We start from the raw sequence: 22,550 nt of genomic DNA on the forward strand, positions 1-22,550 counted from the left end.
CTCCACACCGCAGAGTCGTTGTCCGGTCCGGGTGCCACTGCGGCGCCCGGCCGGGCTCCGGCCCATCCCCGCCGCCGCCGCTCGGCCACCCTGCTCGCCGCCGTGCCGCTGCTCGCCTTCGTCGGCTTCTTCTTCGGGCTGCCGATGCTCGCCGTCCTCATCGGCGCCGTCACCACCACCGACCCGGTCGCGCACACCACCACGCTGACCACGCAGAACCTGAGCCGGTCGGTGCAGGGCGCATACCTCGACGCGCTCGAATCCAGCGTCAAGCTCTCCGCCGTCACCGCCGCGCTCGGCGTCCTGCTCGGCACGGTCCTCGCCCAGGCCGTCGTCGCCAGCCGGTGGCGCGGGCTGCGCAACCTCGTCGTCACCGCCTCCGGCGTGCTCGCCAACTTCGGCGGCGTGCCGCTCGCCTTCGCCTTCATCGCCACCCTCGGCATCTCCGGCGTCGTGACGCAGCTCCTCGACCTGGGCAGCCTCGGCTGGAGCCTCTACACCCCGGCCGGGCTCGCCGTCGTCTACCTCTACTTCCTCATCCCGCTGATGGTGCTGGTGATCGCACCGGCCCTCGACGGGCTGCGCCCGCAGTGGCGGGAGGCCGCCGCCAACTGCGGTGCCACCGGCCGGCAGTTCTGGCGCCACGTCGGCCTGCCGGTGCTCGCACCGTCGCTGCTGGGCGGGTTCGTGCTGCTCTTCGGCACCGCCTTCGCCGCATACGCCACCGCCGCCGCCATGGTGGGCAGCGTGCTGCCGCTCGTCACGCTGCAGATCGCCGACGCGCTCTCCGGCAACGTCCTCGTCGGACAGGAGGGCGTCGCCTCGGCGCTCGCCCTCGACATGGTCGTCGTCGCCATCATCGTGATGGCGATCTACCTCCCCCTGCAGCGACGGAGCGCCCGATGGCTGCGGTGAAGCCCAACCGGTGGTGGCACGGGCTGGTGCTCGGCGTCGCCGGGCTCTACTTCGGAGCGCCGCTCGTCGCATCCCTCGTCTTCAGCATCGACATCCCGGGGCAGGGGGTGACCGCGCAGGCATACACCGGCATCCTCGACGCGCCCGGGTTCCTGGACAGCCTGTGGCTCTCGCTGCTGCTCGCCGCCTCGACGATCGTGCTGGTCCTGGCCCTCACCGTGCCCGCGATGGTGGCGGCCCGACTGCGACCGGGGCGCCTGGGCAGCGTGCTGGAGGTCGTCTGCACCCTGCCGCTGGTGGTGCCGCCGATCGCCTTCGTCGCCGGGATCGGCTCCATCCTGCGGCTGGGGCCGGACCGGTTGTCGGAGACGCCGCTCTACCAGACGTTCCTCGCGGTGCAGGACGAGAGATTCCCCATCGCGCTCGTGCTCTCCTACACGATCCTGGCGCTGCCGTTCGTCTACCGGTCGTTGGACGCCGGTCTGCGTACCCTCGACGTCGTCACGCTGACCGAGGCGGCGCGCAACTGCGGCGCGAGCCCGTGGCAGGTCCTGCGCCGCGTGCTCCTGCCCAACCTGCGCAGCTCGCTGGCGAGCGCCGCGTTCCTCACGCTCGCGCTGGTGCTCGGCGAATACACCATCGCCCGGATCCTGACCTTCGAGACGTTCCCCGTGTGGATCGTCAAGATCAGCGGCAGTGAGGCGCGGCTCTCGGTCGCGGTCTCGCTGCTCAGCCTGCTGATCACCTGGCTGCTGCTGCTGGCGCTGTCCAGCGCGGGCACCAAGACCACCACGAGCGAGGAGTGACATGAGCACCACCACCGGAGCGCGGGTCGAGTTCCGCGCGCTGCGCCGCACCTTCGGCACGACCGTGGCCCTCGACGGCCTCGACCTCACCGTCGAACCCGGCGAGCTGATGGCGCTGCTCGGGCCGTCCGGCTGCGGCAAGACCACCGCGCTGCGGATGGTCGCCGGATTCGACCATCCCGACGCCGGGCAGGTCCTCGTCGACGGCACCGACATCGTCAACGTGCCCGCCAACCGCCGCGACGCCGGCATGGTCTTCCAGTCCTACAGCCTCTTCCCCAACCTGTCGGCCCGCGACAACGTCGCCTTCGGCCTGCGCATCCGCAAGGTGCCGAGCCACGCCCGGCGCACCCGCGCCGACGAACTGCTGGAACTCGTCGGGCTGCCCACCCAGGGGAACCGGTTCCCACACCAGCTCTCCGGCGGCCAGCAGCAGCGGGTCGCGCTCGCACGAGCCCTCGCCCTGCGGCCCCGGGTGCTGCTCCTCGACGAACCGCTCTCCGCGCTCGACGCCCAGGTACGCCTCACCCTGCGCGAGGAGATCTCCCGACTGCAGAAGGAGCTCGGCATCACCACGATCTTCGTCACCCACGACCAGGAGGAGGCGCTCTCCATCGCCGACCGGGTCGCGGTGCTGCGCGACGGACGCCTCGAACAGTGCGACACCCCCGTCGACCTCTACCGCAGCCCCGCCACAGCGTTCGTCGCGGGCTTCGTCGGCACGATGAACCGGATCCCCGGGCACCTCACCGGCGACGGTGCCGTCACCGTCGTCGGGCAGCGCCTCCCCGTCACCGGGACCGCACCCGCCGGGCCCGAGGTCGACGTCCTGGTACGCCCCGAGGACCTGCGCGTCTCCGCCGACGACGACGGCGACGCCCGCGTCGTGACCGCCTCCTTCCTCGGCGCCACGACCCGTCTCTTCCTGCGGCTGCCCGACGGCGCCGGGGTCAAGGCGGACCTGCCCACCCGTGACGCCGCCGCCCTCACCCCCGGTACGCAGGTCCTGGTCCGCCTCGTCGACCACCCCGTCATGGTCGCCGCCCGATGAGCGGGCTGCTGGCCGTCCTCTGCGACATGGACGGCACCCTCGTCGACACCGAGGGCTGCTGGGCCGCGGCCGTCGAAGCCGTCGCCGCCGAGCACGGGATCCTGCTGACGCCCCGGCAGCTCGCCGACCGGGCCGGGCAGGCCGCACCCGTCACGGCGGCCTTCCTCGCCGGGCTCGGCGCCGAACTCGACGGATTGCAGGAGCAGCTCGACGTCGCCTTCCACGAGCGGGTCGCGCAGGATGGCGTCGAGTGGCGGCCCGGCGCGCAGCGGCTGCTCGACCTGCTCGGTGCCGCCGACGTGCCGCTCGCACTCGTCACCGCGTCGGCTCGACGGATCGCGGACACCGTACTCGCCACGATCGGCGCGGAGCGGTTCGCCGTCACGGTCGCCGCCGAGGACACCGTTCGGACCAAGCCGCACCCGGACCCCTATTTGCTGGCGATGGCGATGCTCGGCTTCCCTGCCGAGAAGTGCGTCGCGATCGAGGACACGCCGACCGGGGTGGCTTCGGCGCTGGCGGCGGGGTGCGGGGTGCTCGCGGTGCCGTCGGTCGTGGCGATCGACCCTGCGCCGGGACTGGTGCTGGTCGACTCGCTGGTCGGGGTCGGGCTCGACCTCTTCGCCGACGCTGTGCGAGCCCCGTCCGGGGTGCGTTGAGCGTGGTGGTGTGGCGGCACGGCCTTGGTCGCGTTGTTTCCCGGAAGCTGGCCCCTCAACAGGTCCGCGAGGGGACTACTTCCCGGAAACAACGCGATCATGCGCCGCATGAAGGCCGGCCGAGCCGGCGGGGCCAGGGAGCGTGCGGACCGCGTACCCGGCTGGGGAGCGCAACCACCGCGCAGCGCGAACCCCTCATCGGGCTGCTTCCCAGCGGGGAGTGGTCCGCTCCCCGCTGCCACGAGCACGTAGCGGCGGGGAGCGGACGCCGTGGGACCTACAGCGGATTCCACCCGTCGGACCCCGCGAGGTATTTCTGCGGGGTGTAGTTGGCGGCCTGCGCGTCGGTCATCTGGGGACGGTTGCCGTTGACGCCGGCTCCCGCACCGGTGTTGCGGTATTCGAAGAACCGGGCGTTCTGCCAGGTGCTGGTCGACATGTCGGTCCACGGCTGGCTGGTCTTGATCGTCGAGGTCAGCGACGACTCGCGGTAGAGCACCTGCGCGTCCTGCCGCCAGGGCCGTCCGAGCTGGGTGGTGTTCGCGACCGCGCCGCTGACGGTGGACCTGTAGATCAGGAAGCCGTAGGTGTTGGCGGCGGGAGTGCTCGCCGCGGTGATCGGTCCGCCGGTGGTGCGCTTCTCGTAGATCTGGCAGGCGTTGAAGACCGCGATGCCGCCGCCGTAGATGAAGTCGACCGTTCCCTCCACATAGGAGTTGACGAAGTAGACCCGGGCGGCGTTGTTGACGAGCAGGGTGTCCTGGTTGCCCAGCAGCCGCACGTTGGAGAAGATCCCCCGGTCGTTGTTGAGGTTGAGCGCCAGCGCCTGTACGCCGATGCCGTAGTCGTTGGAGATCGTCAGGTTCGTCGCGGTGAAGTCATGGCCGAAGACCGTGACCGTCGAGCCGTTGTTGGCGCTGCCGTCGGCGGCGTTGTGGTTGTTGACGATCACCGTCCCGGTCGACGACGAGCCCAGGCCCTGCAGGGTGATGTAGGGCTTGGTGGCGGGGATGACGACCGTCTCGCGGTAGGTGCCCGCCTTGATCGTGATGATCCGCCGGGTGGTGTTGCCGTTCGGTACGGCGTTGACCGCCGCCTGCACGGTGGCGTAGACGCCGCTACCGTCGGCGGCCACGGTCGGCTTACCGGCGGGATCGGTCGGGGGTGCCGAGCCGACGAGGTTGAAGGCGATCTGCATCCGGGCGATGTCGGAGCAGGTCTCCTGCACGATCGGGTTGTTGCCCGCCGTGGAGCCGTCCTTGTCGCTCACGCACAGCGCGGTGGCGGCGTTGACGACGCGGAACTTGCCCGACGCGGCCGAGGACGCGGTGAAGCTCCACAGCTGATTGGTCTGTGCGCTGCCGCAGCCCCACTGCTGGAGCTGCAGCCCGGAGGTGCTCGCACCGCCGGGGACATCGACGCACATGCCGCTGCCGACGTTGACCAGGTTGAACTTCCCGGCACTGGCGGTCACCCGCCACTGCTGCCGGGCGGCACCCGCACTGCACGCCGCCTGCGTCAGCAGCGTGCCGCTCGCGGTCGAACCGCCCGGCACCTCCAGGCACTTGCCGCTGGCACCGGGAACGAGGGTGTAGACACCGCCCGCGGTCGGAGTGCTCGCCGCCTCGGAGGGTGCGGAGAGCAGCAGCGCCGAGAGCGGTACGGCGGTCAGCAGCATGGTCGCGAGTGCTGCCCAGCGAAGGATGCGATGACGGGACATGATCAGGCTCCGATCGTGGACTGCGGACCGGCATAGGTCGTGACCAGGGACGGCACGCTCGACGCGGCGTCGAGGGTGTAGGAGTAGAAGCTGCTCGGGTTGAACGCCGATCCGCTGGTCAGCGCCTTGCCGCTGCAGTTGACCAGGATGCTGCCGCGCTGCACGAGCTGCGCCGTGGACTCCGGGTAGTACGGGTTGGCCACGTTCTCGAAGTAGCTGTTCTCCAGCACCATCTTCGTCGCGCCCCGAGACAGGTTCCCGTAGGAGGTGATGTTCCTGAGGTAGTTGTTGTAGAGGTGGGCGTAGGCCACGTTGTCGGTGCTGGGATTGCGCTGGTTGGTGTCGTGGATGTAGTTGTGGTGGATCGTCATCCGGGACGTGACGTTCGTCGTCCAGCCGATGCCGAACGCCTTGTTGGTGACGCCGAGGTTGTTCCACGACACCGTCAGGTTCGTCGTGTCCTTGCGGCTGTCGATGATCCCGTCGTTGGTCCGCGTGATCGTGTTGTGGTCGATCCACACGTGGTCGGCGGTGTCCATCTGGATGCCGTCGTAGTCGTAGACCTTGTCGTCGGGGTCGTCGTCGGCCATCAGAGTGTCACCGATGGTGAGGTTGCGGATGATGACGTTGCGGGTGCCGACGCCGAGGAAGAAGCCGCCGTTCTTGATCCGGCCGCTCGTCCCGACCCCGATGATCGTCTTGTTCGACGCGACGGAGATCTCCGTGCCGTAGGGCGTCACGGTGATCGTGCCGGCCACCCGGATCACGTACGCGGAGCTGCTGGCGGCGTACCGGACGAGGTCTGCCTGGTTGGTGACCGTGACCGTGGTCCCACCCGCACCGCCGGTCGTGCCGGCCGCGAAGCCGTCGGCCGTGGTGGACCAGGTGCGGCCCGTCGGGCTCGGGGCCGCACCGACCAGGTTGAACGACCACTGCATGCGGGCGATGTCGGAGCAGGTCTCCTGCACGATCGGGTTGTTGCCCGCCGTGGAGCCGTCCTCGTCGCTCACGCACAGCCCGCCGGACGAGGTGTTGACGAGGTACTTGCCCGACGCGGCCGAGGACGCGGTGAAGCTCCACAGCTGGTTGGACTGCCCGCTGCCGCAGCCCCACTGCTGGAGCTGCAGCCCGGAGCTGGTCGCACCGCCGGGGACATCGACGCACATGCCGCTGCCGACGTTGACCAGGTTGAACTTCCCGGCACTGGCGGTCACCCGCCACTGCTGCCGGGCGGCACCCGCACTGCACGCCGCCTGCGTCAGCAGCGTGCCGCTCGCGGTCGAACCGCCCGGCACCTCCAGGCACTTGCCGCTGGCACCGGGAACGAGGGTGTAGACACCGCCCGCGGTCGGGGTGCTCGCCGCCTGCGACGGGAGCATCGAGGCCGCGAGCACCGCGACGGGTACGGCGATCAGCACCGCCGCCGCCGTGGCGAGCCGGCGCACGGCCCACGGGGATCGGGAGGGTGGAACACGGAACATGACGGACCTTCCTGCTCGGGACCGGGCACCGGGCCGAGCACGAACGGGAGAACCGCGCGCCTGCCCGGGCGGACCGGCGCGAGTTCCCGAGTGGACTGCGGTCCGCCGGACGGCGGAGCACAGTGCTGCCCGTTGTAGACGGATCCGGCCCGCAGCAGATAACGGAAACCGACGAAAATACTTTGACGAAAGCCACTGACCAGCCATGACTTTCGATACCTTTACAACCAACTCGCGTCTATGTCAGGATTCGCCGCGTCCGCAGCTCCGTCCCGCGCACACGTGAAAGGGCTCGTCGATGGCGCCCGCCTCCGAAACCAGCCTGGTCACAGCGGCCCAGGCCGGTGACCGGCAGGCCATGGAGACCCTGTTCGCCGAGCACCTGCCGCTCGTCTACAACGTCATCGGCCGCGTCCTCAACGGCCACTCCGATGTCGATGACGTGGTGCAGGAGACGATGCTGCGTGCGGTCGCCGCACTGCCGCGGCTGCGGGATCCGGAGCGGTTCCGGTCCTGGCTGATCGCGATCGCCATCCGCCAGACCCAGGACCGCGGCCGGGCCAGGGGCGCCGTGCTCGGCCGCCAGCTCCCCCTCGACGACTGGCCCGATCCGCCGCACCCCGGTCCAGGGCCCGCCGAGGAGACGATCGTCGCCGTCGACCTCTCGGCGCAGCGGCGCGAGGCCGTGCTCGCCGCGCAGTGGCTCTCGGCCGCCGATCAGCGGCTGCTCGCGCTGTGGTGGCAGGAGACCGGCGGGGTGATCACCCGTTCGGAGCTCGCCGCCAGCCTCGGCCTGAGCACCGGCCACGCCGCCGTCCGGGTGCAGCGGATGAAGGCGCAGCTCGACCTGGCCCGCCGGGTACTGCGAGCCAGACGAGCCACCCCGCTCTGCCCCGATCTGCAGGCCATCGGGCGGGGATCACGCCACGGTGCGCCGTCGCTGGTCCGCCTGGGCCGCCATCTGCGCGACTGCCGTGCCTGCCAGCAGGTCACCGAGCTCATGGTCCCGGCCGAACAGCTGCTCACCGGCGGTGTCCTGCTGCCCGTACCGGCGGTGCTGGCGGCGAAGGTCGCCGGACTGCTGGGGTCGGGCACAGCGGGGCTGCACGCCGGGCCCGGACTCCTCCCGGCGGCGGTGGACGGTCTGCGCCGCCTGCTGGGGCGGCTCACGACGAAGACCGCCGTCGTCGGCGGCTCGACGCTGGCGAGCGCGACAGCGGCGGTCGTCCTGGCCGTGCAGTACCTCCCCGTGACCGCACCGGAGGCCGCCGCCGCTCCGCCGAGCCCGACGCACTCAGTCACCGCCGGTCCGAGCCCCGCGCCCGCTCCGACCACGGCCCCCGCCACGCCGTCACCCTCCACCCGAACCTCGTTCACCGGCGTCGCGGCGGCCGACATCTACGTCGCCCCCGACGGCCGCGACGATGATCCGGGTACGCTCACCGCCCCGCTCGCCACCCTGGGCCGAGCGGTGGCGCTGGTCCGACCGGGACAGACGATCGCCCTGCGCGGCGGCACCTACCGCCCGACCGCACCCGTCGCCATCACCACCAGCGGGGAGCCGTCCCGGCGGATCACCATGAGCAACTACCGCGGCGAGAAGCCGGTCATCGACGCGTCGCTGATCCGCTCCAACCAGTGGTTCATCACCCAGCGAGCGTCCTACTGGACGGTGCAGGGCCTCACCGTGCAGGGCAGCCCGACCTTCCCCTACGTCTGCGTGGGCTGCCGCAGCACCGTCTTCCAGCGGTTGACGATGTTCGACAACGGAGCCACCGGGCTGGTGCTGCGGGGCCCGGGGACGATCGCCAACCAGGTGCTCGACAGCGACTTCCACGACAACCACGACGACGCCGCGCACGGCGCCAATGCCGACGGGGTGGCCTTCAAGGACGGCTCCGGCACCGGCAACCTGATCCGCGGCTGCCGCGCCTTCCGCAACGCCGACGACGGCGTGGACCTCAGCGGATTCGCCGATCCGGTCCGCATCGAGCACACCTGGGCGCACGGCAACGGGGTCAACCGGTGGGGCCTGTCGGACTTCGCCGGTGCGGGCACCGGATTCAAGCTGGGCGGCGGTGACCCCACCCCGGCGGTGGCGCACGTCGTCACCGACAACGCGGCCTGGGACAACGCCAGTTACGGGTTCACCGAGCAGAACAACAAGGGTGTCATCGTGGTGACCGGCAACACGGCCTACCGCAACGGCGGCGACGGGTTCGCGTTCTGGTTCTCCCCGTCGGTGCTGCGGGCCAACCTCGCCCAGGGCAACGGGCGCGACGACAACCGCGGTGACACCGTGCAGGAGTTCGGCAACTCGTGGAACCAGGCCGACTGGAACCCTGCTCTGCTCCGCGCGACGGACCAGCGGACGGCCGAGGGCGCCCGGCGAGCCGACGGCAGGCTGCCGCGCACGGCCTTCCTCACCAGCGGTCGCAGCGGAACCGGCGCGACGATGACACCCTAGGGCACCTGCGGCATCAGCGCTGCCACCAGGTCGCGCATCGGACCGGTGAGGTCCTCCTCGGTGGCGGACGCGAGCGGCTCCAGGCCCGAGGTGGCCCGCAGCACGGTGACCCCGAGCGCGAGGGCGAGCACGAGCTGGGACCGCAGCATCAGGTCGTCGCCGCCGGGGTCGTCGGCATGCCAGCCGGCGGTCGATGCCAGGCGCTCGGTGAAGGTACGTAGCAGCCCCACCCGCATCCGCTCGGCGCGCTCGTCGCCGGAGGAGCGCAGCAGGAGCATCAGGACCTCGTTGGGCAGCTCGCCGGGGGCCGCGCCGAGGACCTGCTTGACGATGGCATCGGGAACCTTGCTCGCGCCGGAGACGGTGCCCGCGACGCGCTTGAGCTCCTCGGTGGCGGAGACGAGGCAGGCCTCGAAGAGCCCCTCCTTGGACCCGAAGTAGCGACTGATCAGGGCGACGTTGACGCCGGCGTCGTCGGCGATGTCGCGCACGGTCGTCGCGGAGTAGCCGTCGTGGGCGAAGCGCCGACGGGCCGAGTCGAGCAGGAGCTGGCGGGTCCGCGCCGCGTCCCGGGGACGGTGAGCGGCAGGCTCGTCAGCCGCGCTGGCCACGACAGCCTTCGTCGGCCCGGGGCTGTCTGCTGTCATCGGCGTCCCTTCCTCCCCCGGATTGTAACGGCCGTGTCAGCACTTTGTAAACATTTGTTGACATGCCGAGGGAAGGCCGAGCGGCCTCCCCTCGGCGATCAGGGCAGGTCCGGTGCCTTCAGAACTCCCGCCTCACAGTGGTAGCAGTGGAAGGTGTCCGCGTCGGCCCTGAACCACTCGTGCTCACGGCAATCCTTCGCCCCCCGGGGAAACAGGCCCGTCGCCCAGAACGGCAGGGCCACTCGCACCCTGGTCCGCCACCGGTAGCGTCCCTTGACCACGGCCGGCTGACGCCGGGTCACCGGTCCGCGAGGAAGTCGAGCACCCGCCTCGTCAGCAGGGCCGCCGCGTCCCGGTCATAGGCGGCGAGGCTGGAGTCGGCGAAGAGGTGCTGATCGCCGGGGTAGAGGAAGAGCTCAGCCTGATCGGTCGACGCGACGAGCGAGCGGGCCGCGTCGAGGTCACCGTCCTCCTCGGTGAACCAGGGGTCGGCGTCCATGCCGTGGATCTGCACCGGCACGCCGTCCGGCCAGGCCGGTCCGAACTCCCCGAGCGGGATGCACGAGTGCAGCAGCAGCGCGCCCCGGGCGCCGGGCCGGGTCTGGGCCAGGCTCTGCGCGGGCATCGCCCCGAGGGAGAACCCGGCGTAGACCAGCTCCGGCGGGAGCCCGTCGGCCGACCGCGTGCCGAGCTCCAGGAGCTTGCCGAAGCCGATCTCCCGGGCGTGCGCGACGCCCTCCTCGACGGAGTCGAAGGTGCGGCCGTCGAAGAGGTCCGGAGTGTGCACGGTGTGCCCGGCCGCCCGCAGCTCGTCGGCGAACGCGAGAAAGCCCGGGGTCTGCCCCTGCGCGTGGTGGAACAGCAGCACGTCAGCCATGGTCGCCCGTCCTTAGTCTGAGTAGCGGGATGCGCTGTCCACGATCCTAGGCACCCCCACCGACATAAGCCCGCCGAACGCCCGCTAGGGCGTGACGATGGTGACGACCAGCGGATCGACCTTCGGCCGGACCAGCAGGGCCTGCCCGTCCGGACCCGCCGCCAGCAGCCAGAACTCCTGCGGGAGCAGACCGGGCCAGCCACTGCTGCTGCTACCGCGGCGCTCCACGGAGACCCGCACCCGCCGCCATGGCTCCGCGCACCGGAAATCGGCGCAGCTCAGCAGGTCGGCCTCGATGTAGCTCAGACCGGGGCCGGACTGCACGATCATCCCTTCGGGGCCGCGATTGTGCTGCTCCACGGCGAAGACGCCGCCGCCGGGAGCCGCCACCGCCGGTCCGGGAAACTCGTCACCGCACTTGCTGTCACAGGGGCGCATCAGGTCGCGGTAGAGCGCGGCAACGGTCTGGCTGCTCAGCCCATGCTCCGTCGGGAAGCCCGTCCGGCGCTCGGCGCAGGCGGAGGTCACGCACCAGTCGAAACTGACCGGAGCCGAGTTGTAGAAGGCGACGACCGGCACGCCGGTCGGGTCGACCCTGATCGCGAGCTGCCGCATGTTGAACTCGTCGAGGAGCTGGATGGGTGACCTCTTGCCGAGCTCCGCCCAGTCGGAGGTGCCGCAGCGCGGATCGCGGCAGTGCAGGACGCCCAGCTGCGTACCCGACACGTCCTTGAGGGGTGACGCCGTCGCGATGAGCAGGTCCCCGGCGGGGTTCACCGTCATCGCGGTGAGGGTCGCGGGCAGCAGCCGCGCGATGGCGCTGTTCTCGCATTTCCGGGCCGCGTCGCAGGTGAGCAAGGTGTTCCGGTTGAACGCCAGCACGGAGCCGTCCGGCCGGATGATCACACTGGCGCGGTGGGGTGAGAGCTCGACACCGTGCGGGAAGGCGGTGAAGTCCGAGCAGCGGTCGTCGACGCAGTCGAGGATGCTGTCGCGCGTGACGAGAATCGGGTGGTGCCCGGCCGGCCAGGCGACCTGCACGACGGTGTCGGACGGGACCGCCGGGCTCGTGATCAGCCGGGGCACGTCCGCGACCGCGACGGCCCCGCCGACGAAGACCGCCGGGACGAGCAGCGCCAGCCCGCCGAGCAGCGCGACCCAGCGCCGCGCCGGCCAGGCCGTCGGAGGACGATCGGCCTCCGGCCCCGGATGGGTACGCCGGTACAGCCCCGCCAACGCCCACGCCTGCGTCGCGGCGACCCCCACCAGCAGCAGGTCGCGCAGGACCTCGGCGATGAGACCCGCAGTGGGGCTACCGGACGGCAGCCCGGTCATGATCAATCGCACGGCGAAGCCCGACGCCATGACGGCGATCACGAACGGCACGCAAGCCCGCCACCACCGGCCCCGTAGCGCACCGACGGCGGAGAAGGCGGCGAACCCGCACTCCTGCACCACGGCCACGACGCTCACCAGTGCCAGTGCCGTCGCGAACCCGAACAGCAGCACGCCTGCCCCGACGAAGATCAGCGGTGACGGCGGCAGGACGAAGAACAGCGTCAGCAGGGCCAACGCGAAGGCCGCGACGCAGGTGAACGCCACCGGCAGCGCCCGCAGCACCGGCTGGGGCCGACCGTCGAGCACCGCGGCGCCGAGCAGCACCGCCACGATCCAGCTGACCCAGATACCGACGGCCACGACCCAGCTCTCGTCGCTGATCGTCAGCACGTCGTCGATGACCCGGGCATCGCCGGCCAGCACCGGCCACGCCACGCGCAACAGGAGGGCGGGGGTCAGCGCGAGCGCAACCACCGGAACCGATCTCAGACCGTTCGACGACATGGCGGCAGGGTAGCCGAGCCCCGCATGCGCCGGGACCCGTCGCCGCCGGGGGCAACGCGACGAGCGGTCCGCTCCTACACTCGGGCGGCATGGAGGACCTGTTGGAACTGCGGCGCACCGCACAGGACCTGAGCCGGGCGGAGCGCTGGCCGGAGTTCCTGGACCTGGTGCCGAGGCTGCGCGGTGACGAGGAGTTCTGGGCGTCCTACTGGGCACCGATGGCCGCCATCGGCGCCGGTCTGCTCGGCCGGCCGGAGAAGCGCCGCCTGCTCCAGGACGCGATCGACGCCGGATTCTGCCAGCCGGAGATCTTCGAGCCGGAGCTGACCGGGGTTTTCGGAGCCGACGAGGACTGGCCCGAGCTGCTCGCGCGGATGGCGGCCAATGTGCCACCGCCGACGCTGGAGCTGCTCTCCTGGCCGACCCTGACACCCATGGAGCCGCTGGAGCTCTTCCGGCTGACCGCCGACCGCGAGGAGCTGCTCCGCGCCCGGATCCCCGCGCCCGAGCCCACCGCCTGGGCGACCGCGCAGACGCTGCTGCGGTGGGTCTCCACCCGCTGGACGCACAACAACGAGCACGTCGACCGCCCCGACGCCGTGGAGCTCCTCGACCGGGTCGACGCCGGTGAGCGGTTCGCCTGCTCGGAGTACTCCATCCTGCTGACCCAGGCGCTGAACGCGTCGGGCATCCCCGCACGGCAGGTCGGGCTGCGCAAGGCCAACCACCACACCGGGATGGGTGGCGGGCACGTCGTCACCGAGGCGTGGATCGACGACCTTGGCCGCTGGGTGGTGCTCGACGGGCAGAACGGCATGTTCTGGTCCGATGTGGACGGAACCCCGCTGGGGCTGCTGGAGCTGATGGACCGCTTCCACTCCGGCGGGCCGCCGTCGGCCATCGTCTGTCTCGCCGAGCCGCAGACCGAGGCCGCTCGCACGGGGTGGTGGATGTACTTCGCCGCCGCCTACACGACCGGGGCGGCGTGGGTCGAGCACGGGTTCGTGCCGATGGTGGACGGCAGGTTCTACCGGTCGCCGCGGCTGATCCGGGAGGCTTCGCTCGCCTACCCGGACCTCGCTGAACTCGCGGTGAGCATCGCCGTCACCGACGACGTGCCGCTGCTGCGACCGCACCTGCGGCACCCGTTCGCCACGGCGGTCCGGGTCACCGACGGCGACTCCGGCGGCGAGGTCCCCGTGGACGGCGGCTGGCCGCTGCGGCTCTCCCCCGCTGGAGATCACCACGTGGAACTGGCCGTGGTCACGCCGTTCGGTGTACTGCGCCCCGCGGAGATCCGCTACCGCACAGCCGAATGACTGTTTCGACTCGGCACCTTGATGGTAACGAGAAGCGCCCAGTTCACGATTTGACGCACGCGGGGAGCACCCTATTGACATCAGCATGATCCATGCAGCAACGTGCCCGCATGACCGATAACGGCCTGCGCGCCGGTGATCTGCTCGGCGAGCGGTACCGACTCATCGACCGCATCGGCGCCGGTGGCATGTCGGTGATCTGGCGGGCCAAGGACGAGACGCTCGATCGACTGGTGGCGATCAAGGTTCTCGATCCCGATCTCGCCGGGGACGAGCGGCTGCGCGAGCTGGCCCGCCGGGAGGCGTGGGCGGCGGCCCGGCTCAACCACCCCGACGTGGCGAGCGTGCACGACTTCGTCCGCACCACCCGCCGCGGTCAGGAGATCGCGATCATCGTGCTCCAGCTCGTGCCGGGCGACCCGCTCGCCGAGAAGATCGCGATGGGACCGCTGCCCTGGCAGGAGGCGGTCCGCATCGGCGGCCGCGTCGCCACGGTCCTCTCGGTGGCGCACCGCGCGGGCGTGGTGCACCGCGATGTCACGCCGGACAACATCATGGTCCACGGGCACAAGGTCACCGTGCTCGACTTCGGCATCGCGGCCCGGATCGGCGAGCCCGACGACGACAGCACCGGCGCCACCTTCGGCACCCCCGCCTATGTCGCGCCGGAGCGGCTCGACGGCACCCCGGCCCAGTCCGCCACCGACATCTACGCCCTCGGCGTGGTGCTGCACGAGATGCTCACCGGCACGGTCCCGTTCCGCGTCCGCGGCTGGGAAGACGTCGCCAACGACCACGGCCGCCCGCCCGCACCCGCGGTCGCCGGCCTGCCGCGCCCGGTCGTCGAGGTGCTGCAGCGCTGCCTGCGCCGCGACCCGCACGAGCGGCCGCACGCGACGGAGCTGGCGATGGTGCTGGACCGGGCACTCGCGGCCCCGCCGAGGCGGTGGCCGCGATACGCGGCAGTCGGCGGCGTCGTGGTGCTGCTCGCCGGATTCGGCACCGCCTGGTGGCTCGTCGACGACCCGGCCTCGCCGCCCTCGGCGAGCCCGTCCGCGAGCGCTTCCCCGGCTCCGTCCCCGTCCGCATCGGTGAGCGCTACTCCCATCCCGGCCGGTTCCGCCACGGCCACCGTCCCGGCATCGCCGAGGGCGTCCACCGGCGGCGGCACCCGGCCGAGCGCGAGCCCGCCCACGATCCCGGTGCCCGTCACCCCGACCGTCGACGAGGCGCTCGCGACCGCGCTGGAGACGGTCGACGAAGGGCTCAGCAAGCAGGAGATCCGCAACGACGTCGCGCTGGACCTGCGCCAGACCATCCGCAACATGGCGCGCAACCCGAAGACTCGCGCTCAACTCGACGAGGCGGCGCGGGGCACCCGGGAGAAGATCGCGTCGCGCGAGGGGGAGGGCAGCCTCTCCGCCGGGTACGCCGCCCGGCTGCGCGCCGACGTCGAGCAGCTCATCGCGGCGATCGCCAAGAAGCTCTGACGCTCCACCCCGGGGTCACGTTTTGCAGCAAAGCGTGGCTTCCCGGTGCCGGATGGCCACGGTTTGCTGCAAAACGTGGCGGGGGGTGGGCGGGGCACTGCGTGACAACGTTGACAGGCCGGAGATGTTCATCTTTGATGGTCGATGTAATGCCACGCCTGCACGGTCACCGTCCCGTCCGTGAGAGGAACCCCATGCATCGAGAAACGCCCCGCCGCGCCCTGCTCCTGGGTTGCGCGCTCGCCCTCGCCCTGCCGACCGGAGCCGTCATCGCCGCCGGCCCCGCCGCCGCAGCCGTCACCTGGACGGTGACCGGCCCGTCCGCCGGCTCCCCGACTAGCGCACAGGTCACCTTGGACAACGGAGTGCCCAGCTTCGCGGTCCTGCGCGGCGGCACGACGGTGCTCTCGCCGTCACCGATCGGCATCGAGACCGCCGCCACCGACCTGACCAAGAGCCTCGTCTTCACCCAGCGCGCCGATCAGACGGTCACCGAGACCTACGCGATGACGACCGGCAAGAAGCGCAGCCGGCAGACCGCGTACACCCAGACCACACTCTCGTTCACCGGCACCGGCGGAGCGCGGCTCGACATCGTGGTGCGCGTCTCCGACACCGGTGCCGCCTACCGCTACGTGCTGCCGGGCAGCGGAACGGTGACCGTACGCCGAGAGGCCTCCTCCTGGACCGTCCCGACCACCGCACCCGCGTGGTTGGTGCCGACCCAGTCGGAGGACCAGGGAGTCTGGTTCGAGACGACGGCCGGGAGCGCTCCGGCCGCCGACTTCGCCGCACCATCGCTCTTCGAGGTCGGAGCCAACTTCGCCCTCGTCGCCGAGACGGACCTCGACGGCCGCTACGCCGCGAGCAACCTCACCCACCGCGCCGGGACCGGCACCTACACCACCTCGATCATCGGTGCCCCGATCACCGCGACGCTGCCGCTCGCCACCCCGTGGCGGACAGCGGCCGTCGGCGACCTCAAGACCGTCACCGAGTCGACGATCGTCGACGACCTCGCCCCCGCGTCGAAGGTCGCCGACACCTCCTGGGTCCGGCCCGCCACCGCCGCCTGGTCCTGGCTGACCGACCACGCCGCCCAGTCCGACCCGGTACGCCAGAAGCAGTACATCGACTTCGCCCAGCGCAACGGCTGGGGCTACGTCCTCATCGACGAGGGGTGGCAGTCCAGCTGGATGCCCGACGTGGTGGCCTATGCCCGTGACCGCGGCGTCGGAGTCATCCTGTGGTTCAACTCCGCCAACCTCCAGACCGCCCAGCAGCGCGAATCCTGGCTGCCCCAGATCAAGGGCTGGGGCGTGGCGGGCGTGAAGGTCGACTTCATCTACCAGGACACCCAGCCGGTGCTGAAGTGGTACGACGCGATCCTCGCCCGCACCGCCGAGCTGAAGCTGATGGTCAACTTCCACGGCGCCGCCACCCCGCGCGGCCTGCAGCGCACCTGGCCGCACGTGATGACCGCCGAGGCCGTCTACGGCACCGAGCAGTGGCGCAACCGGGCCGCCTTCAACACGATGCTCCCCTTCACCCGCAACGCCATCTCCAGCATGGACTTCACCCCGGTCACCTTCGTCGTCTCCGACCGCGACACCAGCGACGGGCACGAGCTGGGGACCTCGGTCGTCTTCGAGTCCGGATGGCAGCACTACGCCGACAGCACCGCCAGTTACGAGGCCCGGCCCGAGGCGCTGACGATCCTCAACCAGCTGCCGACCGCCTGGGACGAGACCCGGCTGCTCGGTGGACGGCCCGGCCGGGAGGCGTACGTCGCCCGCCGCAACGGCGGCAGGTGGTATGTCGGCGGCATCTCCGCGCTCGCCGCGAAGACCTTCTCGTCCCCGCTGAGCTTCCTCGGCGGCGGGCAGTGGCTCGCCGAAACGGTACGCGACGGTGCCCCGGGTCGGCTGCTCCGCGAGACCCGCGTGGTCACGAGCGCCGACACCCTCTCGATCGCGATGCCCGACCGGGGCGGCTTCGCCGGTGTCGTCTGCCCCTACACCGCCGGGATGACGACCTGTGGACCCGGCTACTCGACCGGCACCCTCAAGGGCCAGGAGTCCGGGATCTGCGTCGACGTGCCCGACAACAGCCAGGTCAACGGCACCGCCGTCAAGCTGTGGGACTGCAACGGCGGCCCCAACCAGGCCTGGACGGCGACCGCGGGCAAGCAGCTCAAGGTCTATAACACCAAGTGCCTCGACGTCGCCGGTGGCGGCACCGCCGACGGCACCGCGGTGCAGATCTACGACTGCAACGGCACCGGCGCGCAGCAGTGGACCGTCAACGCCGACGGTACGGTCGTCAACACCGGCTCCGGCAAGTGCCTCGACGCCAACAACCACGGCGTCGCCAACGGCACCACCCTGCTGATCTGGCCCTGCAACGGCCAGCCCAACCAGAAGTGGGCCCGCGCGAGCATCGGCGGGATCCTCAAGGGACAGCCCTCGGCGAGGTGTGTCGACCTGCCCAACAGCGCCCAGGCCAACGGCACCCGGCCCGCGCTCTGGGACTGCAACGGCGGCACCAACCAGGCGTGGCTCTCGACCAACACCAACCAGCTGCGGGCCTTCTACACCAAGTGCCTCGACGTCGCCGGTGGCGGCACCGCCGAGGGGACCGCCGTGCAGCTCTTCGACTGCAACACCACCGACGGCCAGCGGTGGCGGGTCCGGTCCGACGGCACGGTGGTCGGGGTCGGCTCGGGCAGGTGCCTCACCACCGTCGGCAACGGCACCGCCAACGGCACCCTGCTGGTGATCTCGACCTGCACCGGCGCCGCCAACCAGAAGTGGAACCGCACCTAGCCCAAGATCACCGCAACTCTTGAAGAGTTGGTCCTAAGAGCGCGCGCCCCATAGCACCAACTCTTGAAGAGTTGGTGCTATGGGGCGCGGCTGACGGTGCGGAAGCCGAGGTGGCAGGTGGTGGTGTCGACGGGTTGTGCCATCCGGGCCGGGGGCCGGTAGCGGCGGCAGTAGTTGGGGGCGCAGAGGAACGACCCGCCCTTGGTGACCCGGCGGCCGATGCGCAGGTGCGGGGTGGCGGGGTCGTAGCTGTCGTGTTCCGCCGGGGTCGCGGGCTGCCCGCAGCAGCTGCTCTGCGCCGCGGGCCTGGCGTACCAGTCGGTGGTCCACTCCCACACGTTGCCGATCATGTCGTGCAGGCCGAAGCCGTTGGCCGGGAAGGCGCCGACCGGCGAGGTGCGCTCGTATCCATCGGTGGCGAGGTTCACCAGCGGAAACTCCCCCTGCCAGGTGTTGGCCATGTGCTTGCCGTCCGGTGCGAGTTCGTCGCCCCAGGCATACTCGCCGGTGGCGGCGCCGCGGGCGGCGTACTCCCACTCGGTTTCGGTGGGAAGCCCGCCCCCCGCCCAGAGTGCGTAGGCGACGGCGTCGTCGTAGCCGATGTGAACGACCGGGTGCTGGTCGAGGCCATGGAGGGTGGTCCCGGGGCCGTAGGGGTGCCGCCAGTCAGCGCCCGGGACGTAGCGCCACCACTGCAGGTGGTCGCGCAGGTCGACGCGGTGCGGCGGGCTGACGAAGACCACCGACGCGGGTACGAGCAGCGCCGGGTCCGCACCGGGGTAATCGGCCGGGTCGGGTGCCCGCTCAGCCGCCGTGACGTGCCCGGTGGCCGCGACGAACTCGGCGAAGGCGGCGTTGGTCACCGGCACGGGGTCGATCCAGAACCCGCCGACCGTCGCCTGCCGGGCGGGGGCCTCCTCCGGGTAGTGGTGGTCGGAGCCCATGCGGAAGGTGCCGCCGGGGATCCACACCCGGCCCGGACGTGTGTGCTGATGGGACATGGTGCGCGCCTGCCGGAGGGTTCGGTTCAATATGACATTCGCTCATAAAAGCGCCTAATTATCACGATACTGGAGTCCTAGACCAGACCCGGCCAAGGGAGACAGTGTGGCGACCAAGAAGACCCCCGCATCCGAGAAGCCGAACATCCTGGTGATCTGGGGCGACGACATCGGCATCAGCAACCTGTCCTGCTACAGCGACGGCCTGATGGGGTACAGCACCCCCAACATCGACCGGCTCGCCGACGAGGGCATGCGCTTCACCGACTACTACGGCGAGCAGAGCTGCACCGCCGGCCGGTCGGCGTTCATCACCGGCCAGAGCGTGTTCCGCACCGGCATGAGCAAGGTCGGGATCCCCGGCTCGCCCGTCGGCCTGTCCGCCGAGGACCCGACGATCGCCGAGCTGATCAAGCCGCAGGGCTACGCGACCGGCCAGTTCGGCAAGAACCACCTCGGCGACCGCGACGAGCACCTGCCCACCATGCACGGCTTCGACGAGTTCTTCGGCAACCTCTACCACCTCAACGCCGAGGAGGAGCCCGAGTCGGCGAACTACCCGCCCGCGAAGGACTTCCCGAACTTCCGCAAGAACTTCGGGCCGCGCGGCGTCCTGCACAGCTGGGCGCTCGCCGACGGCTCGCAGAAGATCGAGGACACCGGCCCGCTGACGCGCAAGCGGATGGAGACGGTGGACGACGAGTTCACCGAGGCCGCGATCGACTTCATCAAGCGGCAGAAGCAGGACGCGAAGCCGTTCTTCGTCTGGTTCAACTCCACCCACATGCACTTCCGCACCCACCCGAAGCCGGAGAGCATCGGGCAGGCCGGGCGGTGGCAGTCCGAATACCACGACACGATGATCGACCATGACCGCAGCGTCGGGCGGCTGCTCGACACCCTCGACGAGTTGGGCCTGGCCGAGAACACCATCGTCATCTACGGCACCGACAACGGGCCGCACATGAACTCCTGGCCGGACGCGGGCACCACGCCGTTCCGCAGCGAGAAGAACACCAACTGGGAGGGCGCGTTCCGCACGCCCGCGATCGTGCGCTGGCCCGGGAAGATCAAGCCCGGGTCGATCAGCAACGAGATCGTCAGCCACCTGGACTGGATGCCCACCTTCCTCGCCGCCGCCGGCGTGCCCGATGTCAAGGAGAAGCTGCTCAAGGGCCACAAGGTCGGCGCGAAGAAGTTCAAGGTGCACCTGGACGGGCACAACCTGCTGCCCTATCTGACCGGTCAGGAGGAGCACAGCCCGCGGGAGGGGTTCTTCTACTTCTCCGACGACGGCGACCTGGTGGCATTGCGCTTCGACAACTGGAAGGTCGTGTTCATGGAGCAACGCTGCCAGGGCACGATGCAGATCTGGGCCGAGCCGTTCACCGTGCTGCGGCTGCCGAAGATCTTCAACCTGCGCACGGACCCCTATGAGCGGGCCGACACCACGTCCAACACGTACTACGACTGGTTGATCAGCAGCGCGTACATCGTGCTCGCCGGGACGACCCTCGTCGGGCGGTTCCTGGAGACCTTCGTGGACTACCCGCCCCGGCAGAAGGCACCGAGCTTCAGCATCGACCAGGCGATCGCCAAGATGGAAGAGGGCTTCGCCAGCCACTGACCCGACGAGACCTTGAATGGTTTCTGTCGCCGTGGCAGCAGAAAGCATTCAAGGTCTCCTCGCGGTTAGGAGGCCGGCGCCAACTGCTCCTGGACCGACACGTTGCACAGGGGCTCGCCCTCCAGCATCACCGTGTGGACGATCTTGTAGCCAGCGCCCGGATCACCGTTGGTCAGGCGGAACACCGGCTGCCCCTCTCCGATCGACACGAAGTTGTCCGGCAGGTCGGCCTCGGTCAGGCTGTTCCACGAGACCTCGTCGCGGAAGGTCGGCTCCCCCGGCGTGTAATCCCGGTAGTGCTCGCCCAGCCAGAGCGCCCCGGCCCGCGTACACGTGCCGTAGTAGGTGCTCTCGTAGTTGTGCCGCGCCGTCGTGTAGCCGCCGGCGACCGGGCTGAAGTAGGAGTACTCGTAGGGGTAGATCCGGGCCACCGCGACCGCGACCTCCACCTGCCCGAGGATCGCCGCACCGATCAGCGTCCAGGCCAGCGCGGTCTTGCCGTCCTTGAAGGCGGCCTTCGCCCACCGCACCAGCAGCACCGCCGCGAGCAGGATCATGCCGGGCGCGATGAAGAGGAACTGCCGCAGGCTGTTGTAGAGCGTCGAGTGCGCCCCGATGATCAGCACCAGCGGCAGCAGGATGTAGCCGCCGATCAGCAGCAGCCGCGAATCGACCGGCCGGCGACGCACGAGCGCGTAGACGAGCGCACCGGCGGATGCGAGCGTGAGCAGCACGGTCGGCAGCGGGGAGCCGATGATGAGCCACCAGGGCGCGTAGTACCAGGGCAGCTCGGTGGAGCGGACCATCTCGCCGCCGAAGAGGATCGGGTTGTCCCAGTCATAGGCGGCCATCACCTCGACGGAGCGTCGCAGCCCCTCGATCGGGTAGACGAGCAGGTAGGGCCAGAGCAGCGACATCACCAGGTAGCAGTTGGTGCCGATCACCATGACGGCACCGGCCTGCCGGGCGAGTTCGGCGCGCAACTCGGCGCCGCGCAGCTTGCGGCCGTGCTTGATCCAGAAGCCGATGACGAGGAGCGCGAGCAGGGCGACCCAGCTCAGCGCGTTGACCCGGATCGATCCGGCGAGGCCCAGCGCGGCACCGATGCCCATCAGTTCGAGCACCTCGAAGCGGCGGGTCTCGGCGGTCCAGCGGCGCATCAGCCGCAGCACGAGCCAGAGCACGAGCAGCATGGCGACGGCGAGGGGCACGTCCTTGGAGTTGTTGTGCATCGCACCGGCGTAGCGGGGGTAGAGGGCGAGCCCGGTCGCGGCGGCGAAGGCACCCCACGGTCCGGCCATCTCCTTGCCGACGAGCGCCATGATCAGCAGGCCGATGAGGCCGGCGATGCCGTTGACGACGGTACGCGTACCCCACTGCTCGTTCGTGAAGTGCTGCACCCAGGCGATCATGAGCTCGAAGCCGGACCCGTGCTCGGGCATGTGGAGGTAGTCGGGCATCTCCAGGAAGCCGCGGTCCGAACCGCCGGAGAGGTACCACCGGAGCACGGCGGCGCCGTAGTCGTCCTGGAGGTACTCGTCGTAGGTGCGCCCGTGCACGCGTCCCTGCGTGAAGGTGAACCAGGTGAAGACAGCGAAGAGCAGCCCGAGCAGGCCATAGGGCAGATAGTCGCGACGCCACCACGGCTCCGGTGTCTCCGCAGCCTGCTCCAGCGGCGCCGCGTCGCGGACATCGATGTCAGACATGATCCTCCAGTCAGGGACTCCCCGGAGAGGATAGCCGCCCCGCGGCCCTCGGACACCCCGGCGAGCGTGGCGAATTACGCGCCCGCGCACTGATCGTCACGTACCAGTGGATAGGCG

16 protein-coding genes are annotated in these 22,550 nt (G+C 70.5%); 9 read left to right on the plus strand and 7 right to left on the minus strand.

The window, feature by feature from the left end; translation table 11 throughout:
• Window positions 1-18: 18 nt before the first annotated feature.
• From F4553_RS06530 to F4553_RS06545, 4 genes are read left to right on the plus strand one after another with little or no spacing between them, the layout of a single operon-like run.
• On the plus strand, window positions 19-915 hold the full coding sequence (locus F4553_RS06530) for an ABC transporter permease (RefSeq protein WP_246466201.1): 897 nt from the start codon (window positions 19-21) through the stop codon (window positions 913-915).
• On the plus strand, window positions 903-1,721 hold the full coding sequence (locus F4553_RS06535; protein ID WP_184833500.1) for an ABC transporter permease: 819 nt from the start codon (window positions 903-905) through the stop codon (window positions 1,719-1,721). The genes F4553_RS06530 and F4553_RS06535 overlap by 13 nt, the downstream gene beginning before the upstream one ends.
• A gap of 1 nt (window position 1,722) precedes the next feature.
• Window positions 1,723-2,772, plus strand: coding sequence for an ABC transporter ATP-binding protein (locus F4553_RS06540; RefSeq protein WP_184833502.1), 1,050 nt, complete (start codon window positions 1,723-1,725; stop codon window positions 2,770-2,772).
• Window positions 2,769-3,431, plus strand: coding sequence for an HAD family hydrolase (locus F4553_RS06545; RefSeq protein ID WP_184833504.1), 663 nt, complete (start codon window positions 2,769-2,771; stop codon window positions 3,429-3,431). The genes F4553_RS06540 and F4553_RS06545 overlap by 4 nt, the downstream gene beginning before the upstream one ends.
• 277 nt (window positions 3,432-3,708) lie before the next feature.
• On the opposite strand, the gene F4553_RS06550 is transcribed toward F4553_RS06545, so the two are convergent.
• Together F4553_RS06550 and F4553_RS06555 are read right to left on the minus strand one after the other, a co-directional pair.
• Window positions 3,709-5,151, minus strand: a complete 1,443-nt coding sequence (locus F4553_RS06550; RefSeq protein ID WP_184833506.1) for a pectinesterase family protein — start codon at window positions 5,149-5,151, stop codon at window positions 3,709-3,711.
• A gap of 2 nt (window positions 5,152-5,153) precedes the next feature.
• Window positions 5,154-6,632, minus strand: coding sequence for an RICIN domain-containing protein (locus F4553_RS06555; protein ID WP_221469800.1), 1,479 nt, complete (start codon window positions 6,630-6,632; stop codon window positions 5,154-5,156).
• Between the two features lie 298 nt (window positions 6,633-6,930).
• Here F4553_RS06555 and F4553_RS06560 point away from each other — a divergent pair, with 298 nt between their 5' ends.
• A complete protein-coding gene (locus tag F4553_RS06560) occupies window positions 6,931-9,099 on the plus strand; it encodes a sigma-70 family RNA polymerase sigma factor (protein ID WP_184833508.1) in 2,169 nt (722 codons plus the stop codon).
• Here the strand turns inward: F4553_RS06560 and F4553_RS06565 are convergent.
• The 3 genes from F4553_RS06565 to F4553_RS06575 all read right to left on the minus strand — a co-directional run bounded on the left by F4553_RS06565 (window position 9,096) and on the right by F4553_RS06575 (window position 12,465).
• Window positions 9,096-9,746, minus strand: coding sequence for a TetR/AcrR family transcriptional regulator (locus F4553_RS06565; protein ID WP_184833510.1), 651 nt, complete (start codon window positions 9,744-9,746; stop codon window positions 9,096-9,098). The two genes, F4553_RS06560 and F4553_RS06565, sit on opposite strands and share 4 nt — an antisense overlap.
• 298 nt (window positions 9,747-10,044) lie before the next feature.
• A complete protein-coding gene (locus F4553_RS06570; protein WP_184833512.1) occupies window positions 10,045-10,623 on the minus strand; it encodes a dienelactone hydrolase family protein in 579 nt (192 codons plus the stop codon).
• Window positions 10,624-10,707: 84 nt separating this feature from the next.
• Window positions 10,708-12,465, minus strand: coding sequence for a hypothetical protein (locus F4553_RS06575; RefSeq protein WP_184833514.1), 1,758 nt, complete (start codon window positions 12,463-12,465; stop codon window positions 10,708-10,710).
• A gap of 89 nt (window positions 12,466-12,554) precedes the next feature.
• Here F4553_RS06575 and F4553_RS06580 point away from each other — a divergent pair, with 89 nt between their 5' ends.
• From F4553_RS06580 to F4553_RS06590, 3 genes are all read left to right on the plus strand, one after another.
• Window positions 12,555-13,784, plus strand: coding sequence for a transglutaminase domain-containing protein (locus F4553_RS06580; protein ID WP_184833516.1), 1,230 nt, complete (start codon window positions 12,555-12,557; stop codon window positions 13,782-13,784).
• Window positions 13,785-13,894: 110 nt separating this feature from the next.
• A complete protein-coding gene (locus F4553_RS06585) occupies window positions 13,895-15,274 on the plus strand; it encodes a serine/threonine-protein kinase (RefSeq protein WP_184833518.1) in 1,380 nt (459 codons plus the stop codon).
• Between the two features lie 194 nt (window positions 15,275-15,468).
• Window positions 15,469-18,099, plus strand: coding sequence for a glycoside hydrolase family 97 protein (locus F4553_RS06590; protein WP_184833526.1), 2,631 nt, complete (start codon window positions 15,469-15,471; stop codon window positions 18,097-18,099).
• Between the two features lie 77 nt (window positions 18,100-18,176).
• Here the strand turns inward: F4553_RS06590 and F4553_RS06595 are convergent, their stop codons facing one another.
• Window positions 18,177-19,100, minus strand: coding sequence for a formylglycine-generating enzyme family protein (locus F4553_RS06595; protein ID WP_184833528.1), 924 nt, complete (start codon window positions 19,098-19,100; stop codon window positions 18,177-18,179).
• 106 nt (window positions 19,101-19,206) lie between these two features.
• Here F4553_RS06595 and F4553_RS06600 point away from each other — a divergent pair, with 106 nt between their 5' ends.
• A complete protein-coding gene (locus F4553_RS06600; RefSeq protein ID WP_312875120.1) occupies window positions 19,207-20,727 on the plus strand; it encodes an arylsulfatase in 1,521 nt (506 codons plus the stop codon).
• A gap of 65 nt (window positions 20,728-20,792) precedes the next feature.
• On the opposite strand, the gene F4553_RS06605 is transcribed toward F4553_RS06600, so the two are convergent.
• Window positions 20,793-22,433 carry a hypothetical protein gene (locus F4553_RS06605; RefSeq protein ID WP_184833530.1) on the minus strand — a complete coding sequence of 547 codons (1,641 nt, stop codon included), beginning with the start codon at window positions 22,431-22,433 and terminating at the stop codon, window positions 20,793-20,795.
• Between the last annotated feature and the right edge of the window lie 117 nt (window positions 22,434-22,550).

This window comes from Allocatelliglobosispora scoriae (assembly GCF_014204945.1).
GTDB classification, from domain to species: Bacteria; Actinomycetota; Actinomycetes; order Mycobacteriales; family Micromonosporaceae; genus Allocatelliglobosispora; species Allocatelliglobosispora scoriae.